General features: G+C 72.5%; 22 protein-coding genes. 12 read left to right on the top strand and 10 right to left on the bottom strand.

What is annotated here, in order from left to right; genetic code table 11:
- Positions 1 to 132: 132 nt before the first annotated feature.
- The 3 genes from RCR19_RS09285 to RCR19_RS09275 all read right to left on the bottom strand — a co-directional run bounded on the left by RCR19_RS09285 (position 133) and on the right by RCR19_RS09275 (position 2,165).
- Positions 133 to 948: an SAM-dependent methyltransferase gene (locus RCR19_RS09285; RefSeq protein WP_331264712.1), complete on the bottom strand. Its 816-nt coding sequence runs from the start codon at positions 946 to 948 to the stop codon at positions 133 to 135.
- A gap of 102 nt (positions 949 to 1,050) precedes the next feature.
- Positions 1,051 to 1,287, bottom strand: coding sequence for a DUF397 domain-containing protein (locus RCR19_RS09280; protein WP_331264711.1), 237 nt, complete (start codon positions 1,285 to 1,287; stop codon positions 1,051 to 1,053).
- A 2-nt stretch (positions 1,288 to 1,289) separates the two neighbouring features.
- Positions 1,290 to 2,165, bottom strand: a complete 876-nt coding sequence (locus RCR19_RS09275; RefSeq protein ID WP_331264710.1) for a helix-turn-helix transcriptional regulator — start codon at positions 2,163 to 2,165, stop codon at positions 1,290 to 1,292.
- A 319-nt stretch (positions 2,166 to 2,484) separates the two neighbouring features.
- Here RCR19_RS09275 and RCR19_RS09270 point away from each other — a divergent pair, with 319 nt between their 5' ends.
- The 3 genes from RCR19_RS09270 (at position 2,485) to RCR19_RS09260 (ending at position 4,412) form a co-directional block, all read left to right on the top strand.
- On the top strand, positions 2,485 to 3,006 hold the full coding sequence (locus RCR19_RS09270; protein ID WP_331269392.1) for an ATP-binding protein: 522 nt from the start codon (positions 2,485 to 2,487) through the stop codon (positions 3,004 to 3,006).
- A complete protein-coding gene (locus RCR19_RS09265; RefSeq protein WP_331264709.1) occupies positions 2,984 to 3,451 on the top strand; it encodes a hypothetical protein in 468 nt (155 codons plus the stop codon). The genes RCR19_RS09270 and RCR19_RS09265 overlap by 23 nt, the downstream gene beginning before the upstream one ends.
- Positions 3,452 to 3,611: 160 nt before the next feature.
- Complete coding sequence (locus RCR19_RS09260) at positions 3,612 to 4,412, top strand: VOC family protein (RefSeq protein ID WP_331269391.1); 801 nt, start codon at positions 3,612 to 3,614, stop codon at positions 4,410 to 4,412.
- Between the two features lie 320 nt (positions 4,413 to 4,732).
- Here RCR19_RS09260 and RCR19_RS09255 read toward each other — a convergent pair whose 3' ends face one another.
- Together RCR19_RS09255 and RCR19_RS09250 are read right to left on the bottom strand one after the other, a co-directional pair.
- Complete coding sequence (locus RCR19_RS09255) at positions 4,733 to 5,152, bottom strand: DUF6114 domain-containing protein (RefSeq protein ID WP_331264708.1); 420 nt, start codon at positions 5,150 to 5,152, stop codon at positions 4,733 to 4,735.
- Positions 5,152 to 5,829 carry a DUF6230 family protein gene (locus RCR19_RS09250; protein WP_331264707.1) on the bottom strand — a complete coding sequence of 226 codons (678 nt, stop codon included), beginning with the start codon at positions 5,827 to 5,829 and terminating at the stop codon, positions 5,152 to 5,154. The genes RCR19_RS09255 and RCR19_RS09250 overlap by 1 nt, the downstream gene beginning before the upstream one ends.
- 622 nt (positions 5,830 to 6,451) lie before the next feature.
- Between RCR19_RS09250 and RCR19_RS09245 the strand changes: the two genes are divergently transcribed.
- Entirely contained in the window at positions 6,452 to 7,114 is a 663-nt protein-coding gene (locus RCR19_RS09245; RefSeq protein WP_331264706.1) for a Tat pathway signal sequence domain protein, read from the top strand.
- A gap of 54 nt (positions 7,115 to 7,168) precedes the next feature.
- On the opposite strand, the gene RCR19_RS09240 is transcribed toward RCR19_RS09245, so the two are convergent.
- Entirely contained in the window at positions 7,169 to 8,092 is a 924-nt protein-coding gene (locus tag RCR19_RS09240) for a lytic polysaccharide monooxygenase (RefSeq protein ID WP_331264705.1), read from the bottom strand.
- 140 nt (positions 8,093 to 8,232) lie between these two features.
- On the opposite strand from RCR19_RS09240, the gene RCR19_RS09235 reads away from it, so the two are divergent.
- Both RCR19_RS09235 and RCR19_RS09230 read left to right on the top strand, forming a co-directional pair.
- Entirely contained in the window at positions 8,233 to 8,808 is a 576-nt protein-coding gene (locus tag RCR19_RS09235; RefSeq protein WP_331264704.1) for a hypothetical protein, read from the top strand.
- Positions 8,801 to 9,949, top strand: a complete 1,149-nt coding sequence (locus RCR19_RS09230; RefSeq protein WP_331264703.1) for a damage-control phosphatase ARMT1 family protein — start codon at positions 8,801 to 8,803, stop codon at positions 9,947 to 9,949. The genes RCR19_RS09235 and RCR19_RS09230 overlap by 8 nt, the downstream gene beginning before the upstream one ends.
- Before the next feature lie 3 nt (positions 9,950 to 9,952).
- Here RCR19_RS09230 and RCR19_RS09225 read toward each other — a convergent pair whose 3' ends face one another.
- Both RCR19_RS09225 and RCR19_RS09220 read right to left on the bottom strand, forming a co-directional pair.
- Complete coding sequence (locus tag RCR19_RS09225; protein WP_331264702.1) at positions 9,953 to 11,221, bottom strand: cytochrome P450; 1,269 nt, start codon at positions 11,219 to 11,221, stop codon at positions 9,953 to 9,955.
- Complete coding sequence (locus RCR19_RS09220; protein WP_331264701.1) at positions 11,218 to 12,039, bottom strand: alpha/beta hydrolase; 822 nt, start codon at positions 12,037 to 12,039, stop codon at positions 11,218 to 11,220. The genes RCR19_RS09225 and RCR19_RS09220 overlap by 4 nt, the downstream gene beginning before the upstream one ends.
- 196 nt (positions 12,040 to 12,235) lie before the next feature.
- On the opposite strand from RCR19_RS09220, the gene cyc2 reads away from it, so the two are divergent.
- The 3 genes from cyc2 (at position 12,236) to RCR19_RS09205 (ending at position 17,071) form a co-directional block, all read left to right on the top strand.
- Positions 12,236 to 14,434: a germacradienol/geosmin synthase Cyc2 gene (gene cyc2, locus RCR19_RS09215; protein ID WP_331264700.1), complete on the top strand. Its 2,199-nt coding sequence runs from the start codon at positions 12,236 to 12,238 to the stop codon at positions 14,432 to 14,434.
- 471 nt (positions 14,435 to 14,905) lie between these two features.
- Positions 14,906 to 16,051: an aminopeptidase P family protein gene (locus tag RCR19_RS09210; protein WP_331264699.1), complete on the top strand. Its 1,146-nt coding sequence runs from the start codon at positions 14,906 to 14,908 to the stop codon at positions 16,049 to 16,051.
- A 102-nt stretch (positions 16,052 to 16,153) separates the two neighbouring features.
- Positions 16,154 to 17,071: an aminoglycoside phosphotransferase family protein gene (locus RCR19_RS09205; protein WP_331264698.1), complete on the top strand. Its 918-nt coding sequence runs from the start codon at positions 16,154 to 16,156 to the stop codon at positions 17,069 to 17,071.
- A gap of 45 nt (positions 17,072 to 17,116) precedes the next feature.
- On the opposite strand, the gene treZ is transcribed toward RCR19_RS09205, so the two are convergent.
- Positions 17,117 to 18,862, bottom strand: a complete 1,746-nt coding sequence (gene treZ, locus RCR19_RS09200) for a malto-oligosyltrehalose trehalohydrolase (RefSeq protein ID WP_331264697.1) — start codon at positions 18,860 to 18,862, stop codon at positions 17,117 to 17,119.
- 170 nt (positions 18,863 to 19,032) lie between these two features.
- Between treZ and RCR19_RS09195 the strand changes: the two genes are divergently transcribed.
- From RCR19_RS09195 to RCR19_RS09185, 3 genes are all read left to right on the top strand, one after another.
- Positions 19,033 to 19,584, top strand: coding sequence for a DUF1707 and FHA domain-containing protein (locus RCR19_RS09195; protein WP_331264696.1), 552 nt, complete (start codon positions 19,033 to 19,035; stop codon positions 19,582 to 19,584).
- Positions 19,585 to 19,876: 292 nt separating this feature from the next.
- Positions 19,877 to 21,202 carry a M14 family zinc carboxypeptidase gene (locus tag RCR19_RS09190; protein WP_331264695.1) on the top strand — a complete coding sequence of 442 codons (1,326 nt, stop codon included), beginning with the start codon at positions 19,877 to 19,879 and terminating at the stop codon, positions 21,200 to 21,202.
- A complete protein-coding gene (locus RCR19_RS09185) occupies positions 21,199 to 21,636 on the top strand; it encodes an SSI family serine proteinase inhibitor (RefSeq protein ID WP_331264694.1) in 438 nt (145 codons plus the stop codon). The genes RCR19_RS09190 and RCR19_RS09185 overlap by 4 nt, the downstream gene beginning before the upstream one ends.
- 115 nt (positions 21,637 to 21,751) lie before the next feature.
- Here RCR19_RS09185 and treY read toward each other — a convergent pair whose 3' ends face one another.
- Positions 21,752 to 24,103, bottom strand: coding sequence for a malto-oligosyltrehalose synthase (gene treY / locus RCR19_RS09180; protein ID WP_331264693.1), 2,352 nt, complete (start codon positions 24,101 to 24,103; stop codon positions 21,752 to 21,754).
- Positions 24,104 to 24,379: the final 276 nt, after the last annotated feature.

Raw genomic sequence — 24,379 nt, 5'->3', positions numbered from 1 at the left:
CGGCCGCACCCTTTCGAGGGGCGCGGCCGTTCGTGATGTGCCGGGCGTCGTCCGGCTGTGCCGGGTGGTTGCGCCCGGCCGGGGAGGACCCGGGCCCGGCGCACGGCACCCCTCACGGCCGGACTCCTGGAGTCACGGCTTGCGGGCGATGGCCCCGTACATGGCGATGTCCTCGTCCCGGATCCCCTGCTCCCCGGTGCCGTCCGGACGCCACTTGTGCACCTGGACCACTCCGGGCTCGACCAGGTCAAGCCCGTCGAAGAACTCGTGCGCCTCGTCGATCGTCCGCAACCGCATCGGCATGTTGCGCGCCGCGTACTCGCGCGCCACACGCCCCACCTCCTCGGGTGCGAACTCGGCCGTTCCGATGGACATGGCCAGATAGCTTCCGGAGGGCAGGGGCTCGAGCAGGCGGCGCACGATGCCGACCGCGTCGTCCGCGTCCAGCATGAAGTGGACGATGGCGATGACCGTGAGGGCGACGGGCCGGTCGAGATCGAGGGTCTCCCGGAACTCCGCGGCGCCGAGGATGGCCTCCGGATCACGGAAGTCCGCCTCGATGTACGACGTCTTCCCCTCGGGCGTGCTGGCCAGCAGACCCTGGGAGAGGGTGAGCACGATCGGGTCGTTGTCGACGTAGACCACCCGGGACTCGGGGGCGACCGACTGGGCGATCTCGTGGAGGTTGGGGGAGGTGGGGATGCCGGTGCCGATGTCCAGGAACTGGCGTATCCCCGCCTCCTCGGCGAGCCAGCGCGCCGCGCGGTTCATCCAGTCGCGGTTGGCGCGCATGTGGATCGGGAGGGCGGGCCACTCCCGGGACATGGCGTCGCCCGCCTCCTTGTCGGCCGGGTAGTAGTCCTTTCCGCCCAGGATGTAGTCGTAGATGCGAGCGGAGTGCGCGCTCTCGGTGTCGATACGGTCGGCCGGCCATCCGTTGTCGGGCAAAGCCGTCTCCTCTTCCAGAGGTCTCGTCGGTGGGGGTGGGTGGGGAAACGAGCGGTCGATCGGGGAAAGCACAGGGATATCGCAAGGACAAAAAACGATGCGTCACAGAAGGAAGTCGGCCTCGCCCGCCTTCACGCTCGCGAGGAATCCCGCGATCTCCCTCGCCGTCAGGACCAGTGCAGGTCCGTCGGGGTCCGTGGACTGCCGCAGCGCCACGCTGCCGTCGGGCAGTTTCTTCGCCTCCACACAGGCGCCGCCCGCGTCGTCGCTCCAGGGCTTGGACCAGCCACGCAGGCCCAGGGAGTGGGACGGCACGCAGCTGTGTACGGGGTGGGGCACTCTCACAACTCCTTGCGAATCGCGCCGAGGACGGCCTCGGTCTTCCTTGCGGGCGCGGACTGTGCGCCCAACCGGTCCAGTGCCTCGCGGTAGACCACGACGTCCTCCGTCTTGTCGAGGTAGACGGCACCGACGAGGCCGCTCAGATACACGATGTCCGGCAGCTCAGGTGCCCTGAACCGGAAGAGATGGAACGCACCGGCGCGCATCGCGGGGTGCGGGCCGTTGCTGAACGGCATGACCTGCAAGGTGACATGGGGGAGGCTGTTCATCGCGATCAGATGGTCGATCTGGGCGCGCATCACCCGCGAACCCCCCACCGGCCAGCGCAGCACCGTCTCGTCCATGACGATCCACACGTGTGGCGGCGAGGGCCGCGACAGCAGTTCCTGTCTCCGCATGCGCAGCGCCACCCGCCGTTCGGTGGCCTCGCCCGGGGAGTGCGGATTGCCGGCACTCAGCAACGCGCGTGCGTAGTCCTCGGTCTGCAGCAGCCCGGGCACGAACTCGGCCTCGTACGCGCGGATCTGCAGCGCCGCCTGCTCCAGACTCAGGTACGCCGCGAACCAGTCCGGCAGGACGTCACGGTAGGTGTGCCACCAGCCGCGCTTGTTGGCCTCGCGGACCGACTTCAGGAAGGTGTCGATCTCCTGCTGCTCCGTGACGCCGTAGGTCTGCAGCAGCTTCTCGGCGTCCGCGAGCCGCAGTCGGGCCACCTTGGCCGCCTCCATGCGGCGAATCGTGGAATGGCTGACGCCGATCGCCTCGCCGGCCTGTTCGTACGTCAGCCCGGCGCGCGAACGCAGCTCCTCCAGCTGGCGGCCGAGAATCATGCGCAGCACGGAGGGGGCGCCGCCCCAGTCGGTCTCAGCGGTCACGCCTACCCCCTCACCCGGGATGCACGGTCGCAGTCTGTCACGATCATCCGCTGACCGGAGCAGCATGCACCTCTCGAATTGCAATTTTCAACTTGCCGGTTGCGAGGCGTTGTTGGCAGATGCGACAGTGGTCCTACCGTCGGTAGCCAATGAACGAAGGTGTTGAGCAGCTCAGTTGGGGGAGACGGGGCTGCGACTCGGTGGACCCGGAGCGAGGTGCACGGAGCCGGCATCACGGTGTCCGGCGGTGGGCACCGGCCAGGGTGCCCCGGCAGACGAAAGGCGAACGGCGATGGTTCCGCCCTCCCTCCCCCGGCCTCTGGGCCGCCTCCCCGGCGATGCCCCACCCCATAGATCCGATGTCTTCGGCTTTCCCGCCGTTCCCGCCGCGGTGGGCCTGGTCCGTAGGCACGTGCGTGAACTGCTCGTGGGCTGGGGCGTGGGCGAGGCGACCGTTGACAACGCTGTCATCGTCGTCTCCGAACTCGTCACCAACGCGGTCATGCACACCGCGAGCGAACGGATCGTCTGCCGGGTGCACACGGACGGCGGGCGGCTGCACATCGAGGTCCAGGACGAGAACCACGACGAGACCCGGCCGGCCCGGTGCCGCCCCGGCCCGGACGACCAGAGCGGCCGTGGGCTGATGCTGGTCGACGGGCTGAGCAGCGACTGGGGCGTCCGGGACGCGCCGAACGGTTCCGGTCGCGTCGTCTGGGCCGCACTGACCCCGGAATCCGACCGAGCCACCGCGACCGGCTCGCCCAGCACCGCGTACCTCAGGCCCGCCCCCCACCCGGCCGAAGGATCCCCACAGCATGGAACGACTGCGCGCCTCTGAACCGCTCCCGCACCCGTCCGCCTCCGTCCTGTCCCGGCCCGCCGTCCGTCTGGCCCTCCCGCACGAGCTGACCGCCGCCCTCGGGTACGACGCCGTGGGCATCCCGCGGGAACACGGCGAACGGATCATGGCGTCGTTGCCCCGCATCGGCTGTGTCTTCGCCGACGACCTCCGCTGGTGGTGGATCGTCCCGGCGGGCTCCGACATCGGAGTCACCTGGCCGGCGACGACGAGCTATGCGATCGGCGCGTATCTGGGCCCGGCGGTCCCGGAGACGGGCCCGGGCCTTGCCGACCCCTCCTGGAGCGGTCCTCGCCCCGACCGCCCGGCACTGATCCACCGCCCGGACGGTGACTCTCCGTACACGCCGCCGATTCCGCTGTACTTCCTCGCCTGCCGCCTGGCGGGCAGCGCCCCGCGCTGGTCACCGGGGGTCGGCGCCTGAGTCGGTCCGGGGCCGGGGCGCCCTCGCCGGTCCTTCTCCGGATGACGCCCGGCGTCCCGTGGCGCATCCTTGCTAGGGCGCGATCGGGGTACCCGGAGGCCCTGAGCGGACGAGGGAGGAGGTGCCCGGCATCTCCCCCCGGGAACCGGGCGGTGTGGTCATGGTCAAGAACGAGGCACGCGGCGAGGGGGGAGTGTCCAGTGACTCGGTTTTCGGGGCACCGTGCTGGGTGAGCCTGAGTACCCGCGATCTCGAGACCGCGGAGAACTTCTACCGGGCGGTGTTCGGCTGGCAGTGGCGGCCCAACAGCCTGGGGGACCGGTTCCGGGTGGCGCTGGCCGACGGGGTGCCGGTCGCCGGGATCGCCGCCGTCGCCTCGATGTGGCAGATGGCCGTCGCCTGGACCCCGTACTTCTCGGTGTCCAGCGCCGACGTGGCCGCGGCCAGATGCCGGGAGCGGGGTGGCACCACGGCCGTCGGCCCTCTTGCGCTCCCGCCCGGCCGGGCGGCCCTGCTCGCGGACCGGGACGGGGCGACCTTCGGCGTCTGGGAGGGCCCGCTCGTGACCGGCTTCGAGGAGTGGCGCAGGGCGGCCCCGACCTTCATAAGGCTGCACACACGCAACGCCTTCGACTCCGCGATCTTCTACGGCGAGGTCCTCGAGTGGGCCTCCGCGCGCAAGGGCTGCTGCGAGGTGCATTACGACGGTGACGAGGTCGTCCTGAGCAGCGACGGGGTGGTGGTGGCGCGCATCCACTCCGGGGCGCTCGAGTCGGCGCCCGACCCCACCATCCGCCCGCACTGGCAGGTCCACTTCGTGGTCCCCGACGTCGACGCGTGCGTCCGGGCCGCCCGGGCCGAGGGCGGTTCCGTCCTGCAGCGGGAGCCGGGCGCCGAGGAGGCGCTGCTGGCCGACCCGGACGGCGCGCGCTTCACGGTGTCCGCCAAACGGGAACCCTGAGCCGACCACCGGCGCCGCCGGGTGCCCTGTGCGTGCCGGGCGGATGTGGCGCGGGTTCGCTGTGTGCTGCGCGGATGCGCCATGGCTATGGCTCTGTTGCGCCCCACGTCGGTCGGGGCGTGGGTCTCCTGTGTCTCGCGCACGGACGGGCTCGGCTCCGGTGCGTCACGTCGGGACGCGTCACGGCCCCGTCGTCGCGGGCGCGGGGCGCGGTTGTGGGCCTCGGCGGGCGGGTCCGGCAGGAGCCCCCCTGCCGTGCGGCCGGGAGGGGGTGTGGGGGGTGCGGCGGCCGGAGCCGCCCGCCGAGGGGCGCGGGGGCGTCAGGACGTGGCCGAGTCCATGGCGGGGGAGCGCGGGCGACGGTGGCGCAGTACACCGCGGCGCGGCTCCTGGCCGGGCAGCCAGCCGAAGGTCAGACAGCTCCCGGCGGCCCCCAGCAGCAGGCCGACCAGGAAACCGCCCAGGTTGGACGTGAGCCAGGTCCCCAGGGAGAGCAGGATGCCGAGGACCGAGTAGAACAGCCGCTGGGCCGGGCCGAGGAGGATCAGCAGCCCGCACACCAGCATCACGGTGGGCAGCAGATATCCCGCGAGGCCCTGCATGCCGATGTGCATGACCACCTTGAGCGACGCCTTCTCCGTCAGGAGGATCTCCGTCCCGCCCAGCGCCAGAAGCAGCCCGCCCCAGAAGGGGCGGTCCGACCGCCATCGTCGGAACGCGGTCCTCGCGCGGCCGGCCATCAGCAACCCGTGTCGCTGAAGCCGAGCTTGAGCCCGGGCAGCTTGAAGACGCCTGCTGTGGTTGCGTAGTTGGTCTGCCGCAGTCGGGCGATGTGCACGGTGTCCGCCTGCTGGCTGAAGACGCCCTTGTTGCCCTGCACCCCGGCCTTGGTCAGGGTGCCGGCGTCGTTGCCGATCTCGATGCCGTTGAATTCGGCGTCACCGGACAGGTCCGTGGAGTCGGTGGTCAGATCGCCGGCGATGACCTTGTCCTTGCCGCCACCAGCGGTGATCTTCAGGTTGGTGCCGCCGAGGTCGACGCTCTGGCACAGCTTGACGAGTGTCGCGTCCTTGATCGCGGAAGTGACGACCAGCACCTGCCCGCCGGTGTCACCGGCGTTCGGGCTGTCGTCCGCCATGTTGTCGAGGTTGCCGAACTGCTCGAATCCGGTGCCGCTCAGGTCGTCGGCGGTGACCGTGAAGGGCATGCCGGAGATGGCGAACTGCACACCCAGCGCACCTTGGGCGGTCATGATCGCGAGAGCGGCGGCGACGGCGGTGGCCGGCACCGCCATCACGGCGGCGCGGCGCAGGCGGACCCGCCCGCGTCGGGTGGGTGGCCCGTCGGCGGTGGAACCGCTCTTCGGGGGTTCGGGGGTGGGACCGGGGGACACCGTGGCGTCCGAGGACGGGGCCATGTCTGCTCCTGGGCACAGGCGAATGTGATGAGGGCTTCGTCGGCACGTTGTCCTGGCGCGGACAGCGGCTGCCACGACCGCCCCTCACGCCTCCCGGCAAGGGCAGGGGCTTGCTCCACGCGGCAGTTACCGCCGAGGAAGTTACCGGTGGTTACATTCAAGGGTCAAGAGAGTTGTGGGAAAAGGGTGTCGGTTGTGCGATGCCTGTGCTCCAGGGTTCCCTCCGGCCCCGCCCGACGGTGACCGCCGACCTGTGCCGTCCCGCTCATCGAGCATCAACTTGCCCTCGACGCCTTGACGTTGACGAGCCATCAGGTCTACAACGTCCACTGTTTCCCCAACGGATCCGTGGCGCCGGATCCGTCACACCGCGCACGTCACTCTCCCGGTCCCCGCCCTTTCGGGGTTTCGGTGACATCTCTGCAGACGCGGTGCGATGCACGGATCCTTCACATCCGACCGCGATCCGGAATTCCCCGCGGCACCGGCGAGTCCGCCGTGTCCGCGGACCCCGGGTGGCCCGGATGCCGCTGCCGTGGTCACACGCCCGGAAGACGTCATGGCAGGCGTCGGCACCCCGGCACACCCTCACCACCCCCCACTTCGGAGAAGAGGCACCCCCATGCGTACGCCCCGATCCCTGCTCGCCGTGACCGTCGTCGCCGCTCTCGCCGTGGCCGCGGCGTCCCCCGCCTCGGCGGACGGCACCGTGCTCACCACCGGTGGAGCGGGCGGAACCGCCGTCGCCGTCGGTGACATCCTCGACGCGTCGCTCGCCAGCGGCACCGCTGCCACGCTCTACTCCAGCGCCACGGGCACCAGCGGAGTCTCCTGCGCCTCGTCGACGTTCACCGCCGCCGTCACCGACAACCCGGCGGCGCCCGGCACCGCCACCGAGTCGCTCACCGGCCACACGTTCGACAGCAGCAGCTGCACCAGCAACGTCACCGGCGTCCTGGGCGTCACCGGCATCACCGTCGACAACCTGCCCTACACCACCACGGTTACCTCCGACGGCGCGGTCGACGTCGCTCCGGCGGCCGGCTCCACCATCCGGACCACCGTCAAGCTGCGCACCCTGCTCGGCACCATCACCTGCGTCTACCAGGCCCCGGGCCTGACCGGCACGGCGAGCAACACCGACAACAGCATCACCTTCACCGGTCAGCGGTTCAGCAAGACCTCGGGCTCGTCGCTGTGCTTCGCCAACGGCTACTTCACGGCGAAGTACGCCCCGGTCACCGACAGCGCCGGGGCGGACGGCCCTGCGGTCTTCGTCAACTGACGCCGGCCGCGCCCGACGGCCGTCTCCGAACCGCCGGAGCCGGGGGCGGCCGTCTCAGCCGCGCCTGCGCCGCAGGGCCAGGGCGGTGCCGCCGGCGACCACCAGGAACGCCCCGGCGCCGCCCGCCAGCAGCGGCAGCGACGTGCCGCCGCCGGAAGCCGGTGCGGCGGCCGCCGCGGGGGTGCCGGGCACCGAGGTCACCGGCTCGGCAGGCGCCGGTGAGGTGCTCGGTGCGAGCCGGCTCGGCGACGGGGCCGGGGTGGCCGAGTGCGACGTCTTCTTCCTTCCGGCCGTGCCCGAAGCGGTGGAGGCGCTCGGGGAGCCGGCCCGGGCGCCGGTACCGCCGGAGGACCTGGACGCCGGGAACACCACGTCCGAGCAGGAGTAGTAGGTGTCCGTCGTGCTCGAGTTCTGCCAGATCGTGAACAGCACATGGCGGCCCGAGCGGTCCGCGGGCAGCTTCGCCCCGATCCGGTACGCGCCGCCGGTCAGCGGTGGGTCGGTCACCTGGGCGAAAGGCCGCTGCGGGAGGTCGGACCAGGTCAGCGGCTTGGCCGGGTCGTAACCCGGCTTCGTCAGGAACAACTTGAAGGTGCCCGTGTGCGGGATCGTCGAGCTGTAGGCCATCGTCAGCGAGCTCCCGGGCGTCAGCCGGGTCGACGGCCAGTCCGGGCGCGCCAGGTCGAGTCCCTTGTAGGCGGGCAGTCCGCCACTGCACAGCCTGCCGTCGGGGATGAGCTGCCGGTCCCTGCCGTTCACGCCTGCTACCCGCAGGTTGTCCCAGGCGGTGAACGGGGCGCCGTTCGCCGCGATCGCCGCCCGGCAGGCGGCGGTCGCGCGGGCGGCGCCCTCGGGCGAGCAGGCGAAAACCCGGCTGACCGGATCGGTGGGGGCTCCATGGGCGAGTGCGGGCGTCGCCGGCAGCAGCGTGGCCGCCGCGGCGACGGCGGCCACGGCGACGGTGCGGTGTGCGGTCATCCGGTGTCTCCAGGCACATCAGGTGCGGCAGGTGAGTATCGAGGAGTACGGGGACGGGGCGACCGGTGTTCAGCGAGGCGCCCGGCACGACGCCCGGCGCCCGGCGGCGGCGCTCGCCGGCCGGCCGTTAGCGTAGGCCCATGGCAACGGAGAAGGCTCCCAAGGCGGTTGAGGTGATATGTCCGGGCTGCGGCTCGGCCGGGGCACGAGCTGTCCCGGAGGTCTGCGACGACCAGTCCTGTATGCGTGCGGGCCTGGCCGACCGGCTGGCCCGTACTCCGGGCGTCTCCTCGCGGTTCGACGGGTGTCTGCACTTCGTCGAGGGCATGGTGATGGTCGCCCTCGGCGTCGCCCTCGCGTACAGCGGGATCGACAACGACAAGCCGCTGTACACGATCGGTGGTTCGCTGCTGGCCGTGCTCCTGTTCGTCGGCACCGTCGTCGTGGTGCGGGGGGAGGGCCGGGACCGGGCTCTCGTGGCGGCCGGGGAGCCCCGTGCCGACGCCTTGTGGCGATCGGCGTACAACTGCCCCGCGTGCGAGTCGGTGTTCTGCCCGGGCGGCGGTCCGTGGCATGGTCTGCTGACGCCGGAGCAGTTCAAGAAGTTCGTGTGGACCGAGGCCGGCTACGGCAAGCAGCTCGAGGAGCGGTTCAAGGACGTGGACCTGCCTCCCGGGATCCTGACCGGCCCTGGAGGAGAGCGAGACCATGCCTGACGCCCCCGTGATCCTCGCCGACGAGCCCGGCTCCTTCCCGCACGGCGTGCTCTCCGCACGGCATCCCGCGCTCATCCGTGCGGTGCAGGACGCCTTCCCGTACGGTCCGGGCCGGCGGCGCGCGCTCGACGAACTCCTGACCGGTGCCACCGAGGGCCTCATCGAACCGCTCGGCACCGAGGACGACGAGCAGTGGGCCCGCTGGGGTTCGGGGGAGTATCTCGGACGGTCCTGGTTCGAGGTTCCCTTCCTCTGGTCCGAGAGCTACTTCTACCGCCGGCTTCTCCAGGCCGTCGGCTACTTCGGGCCAGGGGGCTGGCAGGGCATCGACCCGTTCCGCCCCTTCAAGCTCGCCGAGCTCGACGCCCCGGAGACGGACGAGGAGCTGGCGGCGCTGGACCGGCTCGGGGAGGAGCCCCTCGACGAGCAGGCGCAGGCGCTGCTCCACGGCTCTCTCTGGGGCAACCGCGCCGATCTCGGCTTCCGTCTCTCCGCGCCCGGTGCGCCGACAGCCGTCACCCGGCTCGTCGCGGACGACAGCGAGGTGCTCTGGTCCCTCCTGCCCGTCGACACGCTCTGCCTGGTCGCGGACAACGCCGGTCGTGAGCTGATCCCGGATCTGCTGCTCCTCGACCACCTGCTCCGCCACGGACGGGTGCGGCGGGCGCTGCTGCACGTGAAGGTCCACCCCTACTACATCTCCGACGCCACGACGGCGGACGTCGTCGACGCGGTGCGCCGGCTGGCCGGTGCCAAGGGCGCGGCGGCCGGTGCCGGGGAGCGCCTGTGGACGGCGATGGCCGAGGGCCGGCTGGAGGTGCGGACCCACCCCTTCTCCTGCGCCCCGCTGCCGTACGCGGACATGCCGGAGGACCTGCGCGCGGAGTTCGACGCGGCCGACCTGACGATCTTCAAGGGCGATCTCAACTACCGCCGTCTGGTGGGCGACCGGTTGTATCCGCCGACGACACCGTTCGAGGACGTGACGGCCTGGTTCCCCGGGCCGGTCGCCGCGCTGCGTACCCTGAAGTCCGATGTCATCGTGGGGCTGGAGCCGGACACGGAGGCGGCCCTGGTCGCCGCCGAGGAGCAGCGATGGCGCACCAGTGGCGCGCACGCGCTGATCCAGGTGAGACCCTGAGGATCAAATAAGCCTCAGAGGCAGGGACTTGATGCCGTTGATGAAGTTCGAGACCAGACGCGTGGGCGGTGCGGCGGCACGGGGAGCGGTGGGCAGGACCCGTAGCGCCTCCTCATAGAGGACGTTCAGCTGCAGCCGGGCGAAGTGCGCGCCGAGGCAGACATGAGGTCCGTCGCCGAAGGAGACGTGAGGATTGGGCGTACGGGAGAGCTCCAGGCTGTCCGGCGCGGCGAAGACGCGTTCGTCCCGGTTGGCCGACGCGTGGAAGACGACCACTTTGTCACCCGCCCGGATGTGCCGGCCGGCGAGCTCGGTGTCCCGGGCGGCGGTCCGCCGGAAGCTGAGGACGGGCGGATGCCAGCGCAGCAACTCGTCGACCGCCAAGGGCAGCCGGTGCGTCCCGGCGCGTAGTCCCCGGTACGCCGGCGGATGCTCGGCCAGTGCGAGGAGACCGCCGGGCGCCGCGCCGCGCACGGTGTCGTTGCCCGCGACGGTCAGCAGGAAGAAGAACATCTCCAGTTCGGGTCCCGTGAGTTCGGGGTCGGTGGCGAGCGTGGTCATGATGTCGTCGGCAGGACGGTCCCGTTTGTACGCGGCGAGCTGCTGCGCGTAGCCGAACATGTCGCGCAGCGCCGCGGGGGACCGCGGGTTGACGGGCCGGCCCTCCGCGTCCAGCACGGGCTCCCCCGCCTCGTCCGGGTCCTGGTAGCCGATCACTCGCTGCGTCCAGTGCAGGAGCAGGCCGCGGTCCGACTCGGGCACACCGAGCAGGTCGGCGAGGTTGAGCACGGCGTAGTCGTCGGTGACGGCGGCGACCACGTCACAGACGCCGTCGCCCTCGCGCGCGAGGGCGAGCGCGCCGGCGAGCAGGGAGCGGGCCCGGGTGCGGGCCACCGCCGCGAAGCGGTCGACGCGGCGGGGGGTGAACGCCCGGCTCACCTGCCGTCTCAGCCGGCCGTGGTCCGGCGGGTCCTGATTGAGCATCATGCGCCGGATGAACGGCAGGTCGCCGGGGTCGGGGTCGCGGATCTGGGTGGCGCCGAGGCTGGAGGAGAACGTCGCGGCGTCCTTGAGGACGTGCGTGACGTCCGCGTGCCGGGTCACCGCCCAGAACCCCGGCCCGGCCGGCCAGCCGAGCACTTCTGGCTCCTCCTGCCAGGCGACCGGGTGGTGGTCACGAAGGGTGCGGTACTCCGCGTGAGGGACGCCGAGGGCGTACCTGCGGGGATCGAACACGTCGGGTACGGGTGGGGCGCTCTCGCGGACGCTCACCCGCCGGAGCCTTCCGCGGCGGCCGGCTCCCGTTCGGCGGCCGCCGGGTTCCCGTCCGCGCGCAGGAAGTCCTCCACGGCCCGGATCAGGTCCAGCGGTGCCTCGTCCATCGCGTAGTGCCCGGCCGAGGGCAGTTCGAGGAGCGAGCCGTGCGGATACCAGCGCATCCAGGTCTCCCGCAGGAGCCCGGCCGTCAGCGCGGGGTCGAGGGCGCCCGCGACGGCCAGCGCCGGCACCGGAGAGCCCGTGACCTCGGTGTGGAAGTCCTCTCCGGCCCAGGAGTCGAGCCAGGTCCGGAACGCCTTGGCGTCGCTGTGCGCCAGGGAGCGCGCCACCATCCGGTCCAGCCAGGCCGCGGGCGCCCGCCCGCCGGTGGTGACGTCGATGATGATGCGCCGGTTCTGGGGCTTGTGCGCGGCATCCGCGAACAGCTCCCACTGGTCGGCGGGCATCCGCATCCCACCGGCGGGCACCGGCGAGATCCCGACGATCCGGCGCAGCCGCTCGGGGGCCCGCGCCAGGAGCCGCTGGGCCACCGCGCCGCCCATCGAATGCCCGATCACCGAGAACCTGTCCCAGCCCAGCCGGTCCGCGAGGCCGACGAGGTCGGCGGCGGCCTCCGCGGTGCCGAAGGCGCCGGGTGCGTCCTTCGCGGCTCCGTATCCGCGCAGATCCACCAGGGCGTAGGTGAACGTGGCCCGGTCGAGATCGGGCAGCACCGCCGCGTACGCGGCGCGGTCGGTGAACCAGCCGTGCACCGCGAACACCTTGTGGGGGCCGTCGCCGTGCACTTCATGAGGCAGCACGAAGGAGGTCATGCGACCACGGTGGCCCGGGGCAGGTGGGTCGGCAAGGGGGCGTGCGGGGCGCCGGGGTTCCGCCGCGGACCGTCCTCGCAGGGCGGGAGGCCGGTCGAACGTGCCTGTTCCACCCCTGCACCCCCGATTCACGCGTTGGTGTGAGCCTGTTCCGCCCGGTGGATGCCGTCGAGGGGCCACGGGTAGGGCCACCGCCATGACGCAGCCGTTCGAGCTCCCCCGCTTCTACATGCCGTACCCCGCACGGCTGAACCCGCATGTCGACGAGGCGCGGGCCCACTCCACCCAATGGGCCCGCGCGATGGGCATGCTGGAGGGATCCGGCATCTGGGAACAGTCCGACCTCGACGCACACGACTACGGGCTCCTGTGCGCGTACACGCACCCCGACTGCGACGGGCCGGCCCTCTCACTGGTCACCGACTGGTACGTGTGGGTGTTCTTCTTCGACGACCACTTCCTGGAGGCCTTCAAACGCACCCAGGACCGTGAGGGCGGCAGGGCCCATCTGGACCGGCTGCCCCTGTTCATGCCTCCGGACCTGGCAACACCCGTGCCGGAGCCCGAGAATCCGGTGGAGGCCGGGCTCGCCGACCTGTGGGCGCGCACGGTGCCCGCCATGTCCCTGGACTGGCGCAGGCGCTTCGCGGTCGCCACGGAGCATCTGCTCAACGAGTCGCTGTGGGAACTGTCCAACATCAACGAAGGCCGGATCGCCAACCCCGTCGAGTACATCGAGATGCGCCGCAAGGTGGGCGGCGCCCCCTGGTCCGCGGGCCTCGTGGAGTTCGCGACCGCCGAGGTGCCCGCATCCGTGGCCGCGTCACGGCCGTTGCGGGTGCTCATGGAGACGTTCTCCGACGGGGTGCACCTGCGCAACGACCTCTTCTCGTACCAGCGTGAGGTCGAGGAGGAGGGTGAACTGAGCAACGGGGTCCTCGTCCTGGAGACCTTCTTCGGCTGCACCACGCAGCAGGCCGCGGACACCGTCAACGACATCCTCACCTCACGGCTTCACCAGTTCGAGCACACCGCGCTCACCGAAGTGCCCGTGCTCGCCGTGGAGAAGGGCCTCGCACCCGACGAGGTGGCCGCCGTCGCGGCCTACACACGGGGCCTTCAGGACTGGCAGTCCGGGGGCCACGAATGGCACTTGAGGTCAAGCCGCTACATGAACAAGGGGGCCCGCTCCACGAGGCGGTCCCTCGGGCTCTCCGGCATCGGCACGTCCGCCGCCGACGTCAGCGGTCTGCTCGCCGAGGCCGGTGCCGCGGGGGGACCCGACGCACCGCTCGCAAAGCGACTGCGGGCCCATACCCATGTCCCCTTCCAGCAGGTGGGACCGTCGCTGATCCCCGACTTCCACATGCCCTACGACGTGGAGCTCAGCCCGCATCTGGACGGTGCCCGCGGCCGCCTGACTCCGTGGATGCACCGGATGGGCATGCTCCAGGAGGGGGTCTGGGACGAGGACAAGCTGGCGGCGTACGACCTGCCGCTGTGCGCGGCGGGCCTGGACCCGGACGCGACCCCCGAGGCGCTGGACCTCAGCTCCCGGTGGCTCGCCTGGGGCACCTACGGTGACGACTACTACCCGCTGGTCTTCGGCCACGGCCGCGATCTCGCGGCGGCCCGGCTGTGCACCGAGCGGCTGTCCTCGTGCATGCCCGTCGACGGCGAGGAACCTCCCCTCCCGGCCAACGGGATGGAGCGCGGTCTGATCGACCTGTGGACCCGCACCACCGCGCAGATGACCCCGGCACAGCGGAGCACCCTGCGGGCCGCCGTCGACACCATGACCGAGAGCTGGCTCTGGGAGCTGTCCAACCAGCTCCAGAACCGCATCCCGGACCCGGTCGACTATCTGGAGATGCGCCGCGCCACCTTCGGCGCCGACCTCACCAAGAACCTCTGCCGCCTGGGCCACGACCCCGACGTCCCGCCGGAGGTGTACCGCAGCGGCACGGTCCGGTCCCTGGAGAACGCGGCCATCGACTACGCGATGCTGATCAACGACGTCTTCTCGTACCAGAAGGAGATCCAGTACGAGGGCGAGATCCACAACGCCCTGTTGGTCGTGCAGAACTTCTTCGGCTGCGACTACCCGACGGCGCTGCGCATCGTCAACGACCTGATGACCCAGCGCATGCAGCAGTTCCAGCATGTGGCCGACCACGAACTGCCCGTCCTGTGCGACGACTTCGAGCTGGCCGAACAGGCACGCGCGACCCTTCGGGGCTATGTGCTGGAGCTGCAGAACTACATGTCCGGCATCCTGAACTGGCACCGGGGCTGCCACCGCTACGGTGCGGACGACCTCGCTCGCCGTGTGCACGGCTTCGTGCCGGACCTGGCGTCCTCGGTCGGCTTCCGGGGGGTGCCGGTGACACGCTGACCGCAGCCCGGGCGTCCCGGCGGCGTGCTCCACCGCGGCTCGCGCCCGCGCCCGCACGACCGGGTGCGGGCGCGAGCCCTCGCCCGCGGGGCTCCGACCGGGAGAGGGCGGCCGGGGCGTTCCGCGAGGCGCAGGCCGTACTCGTCGTGGCCGCCGGACCACGGCCCGTGCGCGCGCAGTGTGCCGAGGTGCCGGCGGCCGCCGGCGTACCCGGTGCGGTCGCCGTGCCGCTGCCGCCCGCGCGTGGTCCACCGTACGGAACCGGTGTACGCCGGGATCCCACGTGGAGCGGCGGAGCGGCTGCCGGGGCAGGGGTGGAGCGCCGCGGCGTGATCGGCGGACAGGACCCGGCCACGGCACCCACCGGACGCCATGGCCGCAATCGGCTCGCATCCGTCGCGGCGGAGGGGCAGGATGCTGCCCGTATCCCCTGGGAGGCCCCCGGGAGGATCCGGACCTGCGGAGGTATGGATGACCGGCACGCCCGCGCCGCCCGACACGGCCGGCCCCGCGCCCTTCACCGCGGAGGACTACGCGGCGCGGATGCGGCGCGCCGCCGAGGCCGCCGACGCGGCGGGACTCGCAGGGCTGCTGATCGCGCCCGGACCCGATCTGGTGTGGCTCACCGGATACCGTCCGGTGGAGACCGAACGCCTCACCCTGCTGGTGCTGCGAGCCGGGCAGGACCCCGTCCTCGTCGTCCCCACCCTGGAGGCGCCCGACGCGGCGGAGGCGGCCGGCGCGCCCGCACTGACACTGCGCGACTGGACCGACGGCAAGGACCCCTACGGCGCGGCCGCCGCTCTGCTCGGGGACCGGGGGCGGTACGGCATCAGCGACAACGCCTGGGCCCTGCATCTGCTCGGCCTGCGGGAGCGGCTCCCGGACGTCGGCCATGTCGCCCTCACCCGCGCCCTTCCGATGCTGCGGGCCGTCAAGGACGCGGCGGAGCTGGACCGGCTCGCGGCCGCGGGCACGGCGGCGGACGCGGCGTACGAGGAGATCCTGAAGGTCGCCTTCGGCGGCCGCAGGGAGCGGGAGGTCGCCGAGGACCTCGCCGGTCTGCTGCGGCGGTTCGGGCACGCGCAGGTGGACTTCACCATCGTGGCCTCGGGACCCAACGGCGCCAATCCGCATCACGAGGCCGGCGAGCGCGTCATCCAGCGAGGCGACATGGTCGTCCTGGACTTCGGCGGTCTCAAGCACGGCTACGGCTCCGACACCTCCCGCACCGTCCACGTCGGTGAACCGACCGACGAGGAGCGCAAGGTGCACGACCTCGTGCGCGCGGCACAGGAGGCCGGGTTCCGGGCGGTCGGGCCGGGCGCGGCGTGTCAGGACGTGGACCGTGCGGCCCGCGCCGTCATCGACGACGCCGGGTACGGCGCGTACTTCATCCACCGCACCGGGCACGGCATCGGTGTCACCACCCATGAGCCGCCCTACATGATCGAGGGCGAGGAACAGCCTCTCGTCCCCGGGATGTGCTTCTCCGTGGAGCCCGGCGTCTATCTGCCCGGTCGCTTCGGTGTCCGTATCGAGGACATCGTGGCGGTCACCGAGGACGGCGGGCGGCGCCTGAACGAGACGTCCCGCGAGATGGCGATAGTCGACTGAGACGGCGCGGGCCGGCCGCGGCAGGACCGCGTGGCGGCGCCGCCCGGCCGACCCGGCACCCAGGAGCCCCCAGCACGCATCCGAGACGACAACGGCGCGATCATGACCCAGGCACCGACACCGACGGCGGAGACCGTACGCCGGCTGGCCCGTTCCCTGCTCCCCGAGGGCGAGCAGCCGGCTGTGACCCCCGTCGAGGAGGGCGGGACCACATGGTGGGTCGGTACGCGCCATGTGCTGCGGTTGGCCCCCGACCGCGAGGCCTCCCTGCGCCAGCTTCGCGAACTGCGGCTGCGCTCCCTCGTACGCGCGCACGTGGCGCTCGCGGTGCCGACGAGCGTGGCCCGCGGAGAGTGGGCCGACGGACTCTCCTACACCCTCGACACGCGCCTTCCCGGGGCCACCGGCGAGGAGCCGGGCGTCTCGGCGGTGGGCGAGGCGGACCTTGCGGCGCTGCTCACCGCACTGCGTGAGGTACCGGTCCGTCAGGCCGAGACGCTCGGTGTCCCGCGTGTCGCGCCACGGTCGCTGGAGACGCTGCGCGCGGCCGCCGTGAGTGCCGCGGGACGGCTCGCGGAGGCTGACGAGTTCGACCCCGCCCGGCTGGCCCAGCTCGCCGCGCCCGCCGCCCGCCAACTGGGCGTGCAGTCCGGCGCGGCGGTGCTGGTGCACCACAACCTGGGGCGGGCGCACCTCGTGGTGAGTGGCGACGGGCGGGTGCGGGGCGTCCTCGGCTGGACCGACGCGATCGTCGGCGACCCGGCCGAGGACATCGCCTCCCTCTCCGCCGCAGTGGGAGCCCCCGCCGCGGTCCGCGCCGCAACCCTCGCCGGCTACGGTGCCCGTCCCTGTCTGCGCGGCCTGTGGCTCGCCCGCTGCGACACACTCGTACGCCTCGCCGACGCGCTCGACGGCCGCGACGAGACCCCGTTGCCGGTCCTGCGCGGCCGGGTCCTGCGCGCGTGGGAATCGATCATGCTGGAGCGGGTGACGGAACTGCCCGGTGAGGAGGCACCGTAGCGGCGGGCCCCGGCGCGACGACGCCCGGGCCCGGCGGCACCCGTATCACTCCTGCGTCAGAACCACGCACGACTCGCCCGGCAGGCTCAGCACCCCGTCCTCGTCGGGCGGCGGCACGGGCTCCCACGCGGCCAGTACGCGGGTGGACGTGATGCCGAGCGGGACACGGGCCGGCTCCTTGCCGAAGTTGACCGCCACCCGGACGTCGCCGCGGCGGTAGGCGAGCCAGCGGGCGTCGTCGTCGTGGGCGACCTTGACGTCCTCGAGATCGGGGTCGGCGAGATCGGGCTGGTCGCGGCGCAGGGCGATCAGCCCGCGGTACCAGGCCAGCACCCGTGCGTGGGGCTCGCGTTGCCGCTCGGACCAGTCGAGGCAGGAGCGGTCGCGGGTCGCCGGGTCCTGCGGGTCGGGCACGTCCTCCTCCGCCCAGCCGTGCGCGGCGAACTCCCGGCGCCTGCCCCGGCGTACGGCGTCGGCGAGTTCGGGATCGGTGTGATCGGTGAAGAACTGCCAGGGTGTGCCCGCGGCCCACTCCTCGCCCATGAACAGCATCGGAGTGAACGGGGCGGTGAGCACGAGCGTCGCCGCGCACGCCAGGAGACCGGGGGAGAGGGATGCCGACAGCCGGTCGCCCAGCGCTCGGTTGCCCACTTGGTCGTGCGTCTGGGCATAACCGAGCAGGCGGTGCGCGGAGACCCGGGTGCGGTCCAGCGGGCGGCCGTGCCGCCGGCCGCGGAACGTCGAGTAGGTCCCGTCGTGGAAGAAGCCGCCCGCCAGTGTCTTGGCCAGGGCCGTCAGGGGGGCGCGTGCGAAGTCCTCGTAGTAGCCCTGCGATTCGCCGGTCAGCGCGGTGTGCAGCGCGTGGTGGAAGTCGTCGTTCCACTGGGCGTGCAGCCCGAGGCCGTGCTCGGCGCGCGGGGTGATGACCCGCGGGTCGCCGAGGTCCGACTCGGCGATCAGGAAGAGCGGCCTGCCCACGTCGGCGGCCAGCGCGTCCACCGCCGACGACAGTTCCTCCAGGAAGTGCATCGCGCGCGTGTCGCGCAGCGCGTGCACGGCGTCGAGCCGCAGTCCGTCGATCCGGTAGTCCCGCAGCCACGAAAGCGCGCTGCCGATGAGAAACGCGCGCACCTCGTCCGAGCCCGGCGCGTCCAGGTTCACGGCGGCGCCCCAGGGGGTGTGGTGCGTCTCGGTGAAGTACGGTCCGAACGCGGGCAGGTGGTTGCCGGAGGGGCCGAGGTGGTTGTGGACCACGTCCAGCACGACGCCGAGCCCGAGCGCGTGGGCCCGGTCGACGAACCGTTTCAGCGCCTCCGGACCTCCGTAGGGCTCGTGCACCGCCCAGAGCGAGACGCCCTCGTATCCCCAGCCGTGTCGCCCGGGAAACGGGCACAGCGGCATCAACTCGACGTGCGTGACACCCAGTTCGGCGAGATGCCCGAGCCGCTCGGCCGCCGCGTCCAGTGTGCCCTCACGGGTGTACGTGCCCACGTGCAGCTCGTACAGCACCGCGTCCGTCAGCCCGCGGCCGGCCCACTGCGTCCGCCATGCGTGACGGTCGTGGTCGACCACGGCGCTCGGTCCGTCGGGCCCGTCCGGCTGGCGTCCGGAGCGTGGGTCGGGCAGCACGGGTCCGTCGTCCACGGCGAATCCGTACCGGGTGCCGTCGTCGGCCTCCGCCTCGCCGGTCCACCACCCGGCCCGCAGCGGATCGCGCACCAGTGCGCTCGTGACGCCCCCGCAGTGCAGCGTCACCCGACCGGCCTGTGGTGCCCACACCTCGAACTGCACGGACGGTTCCCCCTCGTCTGCTCATCGTGACGTAGCCCGTCCATGGTGCGCCAATCGAGATCAATTCGCCTGCGGATCCACCCTTTCGGCACAGGGGACACCTCTGGTGTTGACGCGGTCGTATTTGCTTTTTCTGGACACCCCGGCCCGACTGCCCGACAATCACGTGCGTGACGTCGTCCTTCGAGTTCCACACGTACCCCGCGCGGCTCTCGGACGCCGACCGCGACCGGGCGCTGAAGGTGCTCCGCGACGGCGTTGCGCTGGGACGTCTGTCCCACGACACGTTCATCCGCCGTATGGAGCTGGCTCTGGTGGCCCGTCAGCCGCACGAGCTGGCCGCGCTCATCGCCGACCTGCCGGCCGAGAAGCGCTGGTCGCGGCTGGTGTTCGGGACCGTCGAGGCGATCTCCGGGTTCGGTGTGCGACTCCGGCGCGCCTGGCAGGCGGAACGGCTGCCCAAGCTGCTGCTGCCGAGCCCGGGAGCCCCCTATCCGCTGCGGATCGGTCGGGACCCGGCGAACGGTCTGCGGCTCAGCCACGAGACGGTCTCCCGGGTGCACGCCGAACTCAGGCACCAGGGAGGGCTGTGGGTCCTGCGCGACCTCGGCTCCACCAACGGCACCACGGTCAACGGCCGCCGGGTGATCGGTGCCGCGGTGGTGCGCGACGGCGACCAGGTCGGCTTCGGGACGATGGCCTTCCGGCTGTCGACGGAGTAGCCGGCCCGTGCCGGGACCGCGGTCCCGGGTGCGGCCCGTCGCCACGCCCGGCGGGGGACGCGCCGTTTCCCCTCACCGCGCCGGAGCGGGCCCCCGTGTGCGGCCCGCAGCGCCGGAGCGCGGTCCGCAGGGCGACCGCCGTGCCTGCCTCCGGGCCGTCCGCCGCTGCCGCCGATGGTGTTGACGTACCTCCCGAGCCGTGACTGACTGTGCGTACACCATGTACAACAGGTGAACCGACGGCACCACATAGTGGAGGTGTGCCCTGCCGCCCCTCCTCCGCTATCCGACCGTGGACGAGCTGGGCGCCCGTGCGGCCGCGCTCGTCGCCCGCCGTCCGCGCGACGCCCGGTTGCGCCGCGTGGGCACGTCCCGGGGCGGCACACCCCTGTGGCTGCTCTCCGTGGGGCACGGCAGCCGCCACGCCCTCGTCGTGGCCGGCCCGCACGCCAACGAACCCGTCGGCGGCGCCACCGTCCTGCGCCTGGCAGAACGGGCGCTGGCCGATCCCCGGCTCGGCGCGGGGTCCGACACGACCTGGAACCTGCTGCTGTCACTCGACCCCGACGGCGCCCGGCGCAACGAGGGCTGGCTGTCCGGCCCCTACACCCTGGGCCGGTACTTCCGGCACTTCTTCCGCCCCGGGTTCCTCGAGCAGCCCGAGTGGCTGCCCGACGGCGCGGAGCGCGCCGCCCTGCCCGAGACCCGCGCCCTGCTCGACCTCCAGGACGAGCTGCGGCCGTTCTTCCAGTGCTCCCTGCACGGGGTCGACGTCGGCGGCGGCTTCGTCGAACTGACCCACGATCTGCCCGGCATGGCGCAGCGGCTCGCCCAGACCGCGGCCCGGCTCGGCATCCCCCGCGAACTCGGCCCGTACGACACCCTGTACTGGCCGGTCCTCGGGCCCGCCGTCTACCGCATCCCGCCGCCCCGCCGCGGCGACCTCGCCGCCGCGATCACGGAGGCGGCCGTGGAGTCGACCTGGTTCCATCCGCACCGCTACGGCACCGTCACGGCGGTCGTGGAGGCGCCCATGTGGGGGGTGGCGGCCGTGGAGGACGGCTCACCGCCCGCCGACGCGCCCGCCGTGCTGCGGACCGTCAGCCGGACCCTGAGGGACGACACACGTCTCATGGAAGGCTTCCTGGCGCGCGTCCGCCCCCATCTGACGCATGTTCCGGACGCCGACCGGCTGCTGGCACCGGTGGACGACTATTTACTGGTCGGCCCCGGCCTCGCCGACTCCTGGGATCCCGACACCCACCCCGCAGGGGGGCGCCGGCTGCCGCCGCTCGACTCCGCCCGACTCACCGCCCTCGGCATCTCCGGCCGCCGGGTCGCGCTGCGCACCGCCGGGCTGCTGCACCAGCTCGCCAGGGCCGCGGGGCGCGAGGCGGCCGACGTGCTGCCGGAGCTGGACGCGCTGATCGACATGTGGTGCGCCGACTACAGCGAGGGGTACGGCGCGCGCTGGATTCCGGTCGCCCGCCAGGCCGAGTATCAGGCGCGCGTGGTGCTGGCCGCGTTCGAACTGGCTGCCGGGTACACGCCCGTGCGTTCCCATTCGGGTGAGTCGGGCTGGGGTTCGGGGGCCGCGGTGCCGATGCACACGGAATGAAGAAGACGACCCTGGCCCTGAGCGGCACCCTGATCGCCGCTGCCGCCCTGCTCACCGCGACCCCGGCCCCGGCTCTTCCCCTGCCGTCCCCTGCCGCCAACTGGCTCTACCTGACCGTCACCGACGGAGACGTGGGGTCCCGGGACATCCGTGGCACGCTCCTGACGTGCGATCCGCCCAAGGGCCATGCGAGGGCCGCCATGGCGTGCTCGCAACTCGCCGCGGTGCAGGGCGACGTCGACCGCATCCCGCCCGGTGACGTCTTCTGCCCGATGATCTACGCCCCTGTGAAGGTGTCCGCGCGCGGGGAGTGGAACGGCCGTCAGATCGACTACAGCCACACCTTCGCCAACAGCTGTGACCTCGAGGCGCGCACCGGGCAGGTGTTCGCGCTCGTGGACCGGGACTCGTCGGTTCCGGGTCTGCCGCGCTGAACCCCCGCCCCGTGCACTGGTGCCGCCCGCCCCGCGCCCGGGGCGGGCGGCCGCGCTCGCAGGAGGCCTTGCCATCGGGGATCCGGGCGGCCGAAGGTGTGTGCCGCTTTCTCCCTCACTGCCCGCCTACGTGCTCGAGCAGCGCCACCGGCAGCCGGCCGAAGAGGTCCGCCACCCGTACCTGTCCCTCGAACCTCCGGTCCTGGTCGAGCACATCGACCCATCGGCCCGGTGGCAGCGTGAGGGTGGTGTCGCGCCAGCCGCCCGCCTCCGCGAGCCGCAGCGACAGCCGGGTGACCGCCGTGAGGACCGCTCCGGAGCGCACGAAGGCCACGCAGTGCCCGGCGCCGGGTCCGCCGGCCACGAGCGGCGTGTAGGCCGCCGACGCGCCGAAGACCTCCGGACGCCGCCGGCGCAGCCCCAGTGCGGCCCTCGTGAGTTCCCCCTTGTCCGAGGACCCCTCCTGCGGCGTGAACGGTGCCCGGTTGTCCGGGTCGACCAGGGCCCGGTATTCGCCCTCCGTGCCCTGGTAGACGTCCGGCACGCCCGGCATCGTCAGATGGACCAGGGCGGCCCCGAGGACATTGGCCCGGATGTGCGGGGCCGTCGCGTCCCGGAAGTGCTGGACGAGCCGTCCCGTGGCGCCGCGCGCCCCACCCGCGACGAAGGCCTCCACCGCAGCCTCGTACTCGGGGTCCTGTTCGGTCCAGGTGGTGAGCAGGCCGGCCTCCCGCACGTGTTTGAGCAGCGCTCCCGTGAGGCGGTCCTCGGCCGCCTGCCCCAGACCGAAGTACGTCTGCCAGGCGGCCCAGACCAGGTGCGGGTCGGGCGCGCCGCCGCTCGCGCCGGTCACCTCGGCCAGCACGTCCGCCCAGCGCCCCGGGCACTGGGTGAGCACCGAGATCGCGGCCCGCACGTCCGCGCTGCGCTTGGTGTCGTGGGTCGACAGCACCGTGCCGGTGACGGGCCAGTCGCGCTGCACACGCGCACAGTAGGCGTGGAAGTCCTCCGGCGGGACCGCCGGGTCACCGGGTTCGCCGCCCACCTCGTTCGCCGACAGCAGCGGGACGTACCGGTAGAACGCCTTGTCCTCGGCGGACTTGGCCCGCAGCGCCGACGAGGTCTGCGCGAACCGGGTCCGGAACTCGGTGTGCGGCGGCCCGTCGCCCCAGCGCCCCAGCAGCAGATCCCGTACGACGTCCACGGCATGTGCCTCCTCCGGCACCGTGAAGGCGGCGCGGGCCTCTGCCGCGGCCTCCTCGGTGACCACCGCGGCGGCGCCGACGGAGGCGTAGGGGCGGTACACGTGCAGGCGCACGAGGAGTTCGCGCAGTGCGGTGCCCAGTGCCCAGGGGGCGTGGTCGCGCAGCGCGGGGTCGGGCGACTCGGCGCACAGACGGCCCGCCACGCGCGTGAGACGGTCCACCTCGGTGGCCAGTTCGTGCGCGACCACCTCGTACGCGGCCCGCCGCAGGGTCGGTGCCCAGCGGCCGCCCCGGTCGTCCGGCGGTCCCGCCGCGCGCCGGTAGTGGCCGAGCAGTTCGTCGGCGCCCGAGGGGTCCGTGAACAGCCCGTCCACGTGCCGCAGCGCGTCGTATCCCGTGGTGCCCGCGACCGGCCAGGCGGCGGGCAGGTGCTCGTCGGCCGCGAGGATCTTCTCGACCACGGTCCAGCGGCCGCCGGTGGCCTTGTGCAGGCGGTTCAGATAGGCGTCAGGGTCGGCAAGACCGTCCGGATGGTCCACGCGCAGGCCGTCGATCACCCCTTCGCCCAGCAGCCGCAGCAGCGTGCCGTGGGTCGCGGCGAAGACCTCCGGATCCTCCACCCGCACCCCGATGAGCTCGGAAATGCTGAAGAACCGCCGGTAGTTCAGCTCGGTACGGGCGAGCCGCCACCACACGGGGCGGTACCACTGGGCGTCGAGCAGCTGGGGCAGCGGCAGCGATCCGGTGCCCTCGCGCAGCGGGAAGACATGGTCGTGGTAGCGCAGGACGTCGCCGTCCACCTTGAGATGCCCGAGTTCCTCGCCGAGCCGGTGTGCCAGTACGGGCAGCAGCAGCTGCCCGCCCTGTGCGCTCCAGTCGATGTCGAACCAGCGCGCGTACGGCGACTCGGGACCCTCCCGCAGTACCTCCCACAGGGCGCGGTTGTGCTGCGGTGCGGCGGCCATGTGGTTGGGGACGATGTCCACGACCAGGCCGAGTCCGTGCTCCCGCGCGGTGCCCGCCAGGGAGCGCAGCCCCGCCTCGCCGCCCAGTTCGCCCCGTACCCGCGCGTGATCGACGACGTCGTAACCGTGCGCCGAGCCGGGGACGGCCTCGAGCACGGGTGACAGATGCAGGTGCGAGACGCCGAGTGCGGCCAGGTACGGCACGGCCGCCTCCGCCGCGCCGAACGGGAACTCCGGCTGGAGCTGGAGCCGGTAGGTGGCCGTGGGCACCGCGGGGGCGGAACGCTCAGGTGTCATGGGAACCTACGTACCCGCCCTGCCGCCTTTCCTGTCACAGACGCGCCGTCCGGCTGCGTTCCGCCGGTCCGGGGCCCGTTTGTGAAGTGCCGGGCCCGGTCGGGAGCGGCGCCCTTCCCGCCGACCGGATGGCTCGCCGCGCCGGGGCCTGCTCCGAACGCGGTGGTCCTGGCCGTTCGTTGAGAAGCTCGGCCGACGTGCTCGCCTCGCGGCGGGCGATCGGGTCCGTCGTACCGCGCCGTCGGGCAGCCCGAGGCGGTCGATCCCGCATTCGAC

The sequence above is a fragment of the Streptomyces sp. WAC07094 genome (genome assembly GCF_036320405.1).
Taxonomy (GTDB): Bacteria; Actinomycetota; Actinomycetes; order Streptomycetales; family Streptomycetaceae; genus Streptomyces; species Streptomyces lannensis.
The sequence above is the reverse complement of the archived record's forward strand: the minus strand, read 5'-3'. Positions and strand labels throughout refer to the sequence as shown.

Bases quoted from the DNA above. Each gene is read 5' to 3' on its own strand.
- RCR19_RS09265 (WP_331264709.1), top strand. From the start codon at position 2,984: ATGGAACGACTGCGCGCCTCTGAACCGCTCCCGCACCCGTCCGCCTCC.
- RCR19_RS09260 (WP_331269391.1), top strand. From the start codon at position 3,612: ATGGTCAAGAACGAGGCACGCGGCGAGGGGGGAGTGTCCAGTGACTCG.
- RCR19_RS09255 (WP_331264708.1), bottom strand. From the start codon at position 5,152: ATGGCCGGCCGCGCGAGGACCGCGTTCCGACGATGGCGGTCGGACCGC.
- RCR19_RS09250 (WP_331264707.1), bottom strand. From the start codon at position 5,829: ATGGCCCCGTCCTCGGACGCCACGGTGTCCCCCGGTCCCACCCCCGAA.
- RCR19_RS09245 (WP_331264706.1), top strand. From the start codon at position 6,452: ATGCGTACGCCCCGATCCCTGCTCGCCGTGACCGTCGTCGCCGCTCTC.
- RCR19_RS09240 (WP_331264705.1), bottom strand. From the start codon at position 8,092: ATGACCGCACACCGCACCGTCGCCGTGGCCGCCGTCGCCGCGGCGGCC.
- RCR19_RS09235 (WP_331264704.1), top strand. From the start codon at position 8,233: ATGGCAACGGAGAAGGCTCCCAAGGCGGTTGAGGTGATATGTCCGGGC.
- RCR19_RS09230 (WP_331264703.1), top strand. From the start codon at position 8,801: ATGCCTGACGCCCCCGTGATCCTCGCCGACGAGCCCGGCTCCTTCCCG.
- RCR19_RS09220 (WP_331264701.1), bottom strand. From the start codon at position 12,039: ATGACCTCCTTCGTGCTGCCTCATGAAGTGCACGGCGACGGCCCCCAC.
- cyc2 (WP_331264700.1), top strand. From the start codon at position 12,236: ATGACGCAGCCGTTCGAGCTCCCCCGCTTCTACATGCCGTACCCCGCA.
- RCR19_RS09210 (WP_331264699.1), top strand. From the start codon at position 14,906: ATGACCGGCACGCCCGCGCCGCCCGACACGGCCGGCCCCGCGCCCTTC.
- RCR19_RS09205 (WP_331264698.1), top strand. From the start codon at position 16,154: ATGACCCAGGCACCGACACCGACGGCGGAGACCGTACGCCGGCTGGCC.
- RCR19_RS09185 (WP_331264694.1), top strand. From the start codon at position 21,199: ATGAAGAAGACGACCCTGGCCCTGAGCGGCACCCTGATCGCCGCTGCC.
- treY (WP_331264693.1), bottom strand. From the start codon at position 24,103: ATGACACCTGAGCGTTCCGCCCCCGCGGTGCCCACGGCCACCTACCGG.